The organism is Paenibacillus sp. 01L418 (genome assembly GCF_056400045.1).
In genome coordinates this window covers 1-2,840 of the sequence record NZ_JBFTSN010000626.1, presented here as the reverse complement: position 1 = coordinate 2,840, position 2,840 = coordinate 1, and the positions used below count along the sequence as shown (strand labels likewise).

Annotated in this window: 3 protein-coding genes; all 3 read left to right on the top strand. The window is 42.7% G+C overall.

The window, feature by feature from the left end; all coding sequences use genetic code 11:
* A partial coding sequence (locus AC1DSE_RS33810) for an ABC transporter substrate-binding protein (protein WP_477528963.1) occupies positions 1 to 1,313 on the top strand: 1,313 nt, incomplete at its 5' end.
* A gap of 70 nt (positions 1,314 to 1,383) precedes the next feature.
* Entirely contained in the window at positions 1,384 to 2,271 is an 888-nt protein-coding gene (locus AC1DSE_RS33805; protein WP_441883122.1) for a carbohydrate ABC transporter permease, read from the top strand.
* A 2-nt stretch (positions 2,272 to 2,273) separates the two neighbouring features.
* Positions 2,274 to 2,840: carbohydrate ABC transporter permease (locus AC1DSE_RS33800; protein WP_477528962.1), on the top strand; the 567-nt coding region annotated here is incomplete at its 3' end.

The window sequence follows — 2,840 nt, the reverse complement described above, 5'->3', positions numbered from 1 at the left end:
GAACATGGTTTGTCTCCGCTATCGCTATACTCGCCTTCACGATCCTATTTACAGGCTGCGGTAAGAACAGTACGGAGAATAGCAGCACAAAGGGAAATGCAACTGCGAAGAATACAACCGATACGAAAGAAACAAAGGATCCAGAACCGGTAAAGAAAGTGAAAGTCAGATTATCGTATTGGAACAAAGAAGACAGTGTAAAGACACTACTGCAATTATTCAAAGATAAACTTCCCGATGTAGATGTGGAGTATCAGTTCATCGATAACAAGACTTACGCAGATGTCATCAAAACACAACTTGCAGCAGGCGAAGGTCCTGACATTATCGGTGGAATAATTGATGCTAATACTGTCAAAACAGGTTACTTCGAAGATTTAACAGAACGCTACGCTAGCAAGTATTATGAAACCGGCACGTCCACTGTAACATTTGATAATAAACTGTATGGGTTGCCGCAAGCGAGTTGGTTCAACGGGGTTTTCTATAACGTTGAACTATTCACCAAATATAACTTGGAAGTACCAACAACGCTTGATGAGTACTTCCAAGTAGCGGATGTGCTGAAGAAGAATGGCATCAAACCCCAAGCGATCGGTCTAAAGAATCCTAACGTCGCAGGCCAGTCCTTCCTCGGTTTGGCATTAAATGATTTTATCGGCACAGAGGAAGGGAAAAAATGGAATAACGATTTTGGTAAAGGAACCGCGAAAATAGCCGATGCGCTGGAGCCTGCTTTGACAACATGGACTGAATACTTGAAACGCGATATCTTCACCAAAGATATGCTTGGGCTTGAAGAAGAACAAGCCATAGACGAGTTTACAAGCGGCAAGGCAGCTATGTTCCAAGCAGGGCCTTGGTACATGGAAACCTTTAAGCAAAAAGCGCCAAACATGAAGATTGATATGTTCCCGAACCTGGGCACGAAAGGCGGCCCGGGTTGGATGGTAGGCGGTCCCGGAGTATCGTTTGGTTTGAATGCGAAGTCCGAAGTCAAAGATGCGGCGTACAAGGTGCTTGATCTGTTATCCACACCAGAAGGCCAGTATGCTTACTGGGCCGATAATAAAGGCGGTTCATCTTTCTTGAAAGGCGTTACTTTTGAAATGCCAGCTGAATATAACGGTGCTCAAGAAGCTTTCAAGGCGGGCAATGTTATGTTCCCTGTTAATAATTGGGGCGTTGCTTTTGCTGCTTTCACAGATCTGGGAAAAGGTATTCAAGAACTCATAGCTGGTATCAAAACGCCTCATCAAGTACTAGAAGCGGTAGATAAGAAAGCAACTGAACTGCTGGAGAAATCTAAGTAGGCCGAATATAAAATACAAGGGGCAAAGCGATTTGCCTCTTGTACATCCTAAATGCTAAAGGTTGTTGCACATGAACAAACCAAACATTTTCAAACGAGAGATCAATTATGTTCTGCTTTTGCTTCCCGCCTTACTTATTTATTGTACCTTTTTCATATTTCCGACGATAAAGACCGCTTTATACAGCTTTACAAACTGGTCGGATGTGCATCCGGTTGCTGTCAAATTTGTTGGTCTAGACAATTATATTGCTTTATTTAAAGATTCAATCTATTTGACAGGTATTAGAAACACTTTAATCTATGCGGTACTTGCGATGCTTGGACAGAATATACTAGCCATTCCATTAGCGGTGTTTCTTAATAAAAAATTAAAAACAAAAAATCTGCTGCGAGCTGCGTTCTTCCTTCCTGCGGTGTTCAGCGTATTGGTTATCGGTTTTCTCTGGAATTTTATGTACTCTCCCTCCGACTTTGGCTTGATTAATCAGCTTGTAGTCGCTCTTGGTTTTGAACGCATCAATTTTCTCGGAGATCCTCATCTTGCACTTTATTCGGTTATCCTTGTCTCCGTATGGCAGTGGGTTGGTTACACAATGGTTATTTATTTGGCCAACTTGCAGAGCATCTCAACAGATTATTACGAAGCGGCGAAGATTGACAGAGCGAGTGGGCTGCAAATGTTCCGCTATATCACACTTCCTCTACTGCTTCCGGCGATCACTTTCAACACGGTTATGGGGATGATAAACGGCATGAAGGTATTTGATATTGTTTATGCCTTGACTGGTGGTGGTCCGGGGTATTCTACGGAAACGATCGTATCACTCATGATCAAGAAAGGGCTCAGTGAAGGGTTCTATAGCTACGGAGCCGCATTCGGTATCGTCTTCGTTATCCTCGTAGGCATCATCACCTTTATTCACATTTCACTAATCAAGATGTGGGAGCGGCGGTAATCATGAATCGATATACTAAGGAAACTGCTGTCACGGAAATTCTTATGCTCGTCTTAGCGGTGATTTTTATGATCCCAGTTTACTACTTGATCATCACAACACTTAAGACGCCAGCTGATGCGGTCTCTCAACCGCTTGGCCTTCCAGTTAACATCACGTTCGACAATTACATTCGTGCCTTTAAGGCAATGAACTATTTTCATGTGTTAGGAAACAACCTTATCATTACGATTTCCTCTGTTGCGGGTATTGTAATCTTTTCTGCGATGGCTGCTTACAGCTTGATACGACGTACTAATCACTTCAATCGGATCGTGTTCCTTTTATTCATGGTTGGGATGATGGTACCATACCAAATGGGGATCTTAGCACTTTATAAACAGGTAGCCCAGCTTGGGCTTATGAATACCTTCACGGGGATTATTCTAATAGAAATTTGTTACAGCCTTCCGTTCTCTATCTTTTTAATTAAAAGCTTTATCAGTTCTACCGTTCCATTTGAACTGGAAGAAGCGGCAAGAGTAGACGGCTGTGGGGTTTGGAGAACATTCTGGCAGATTGTGTTCCCG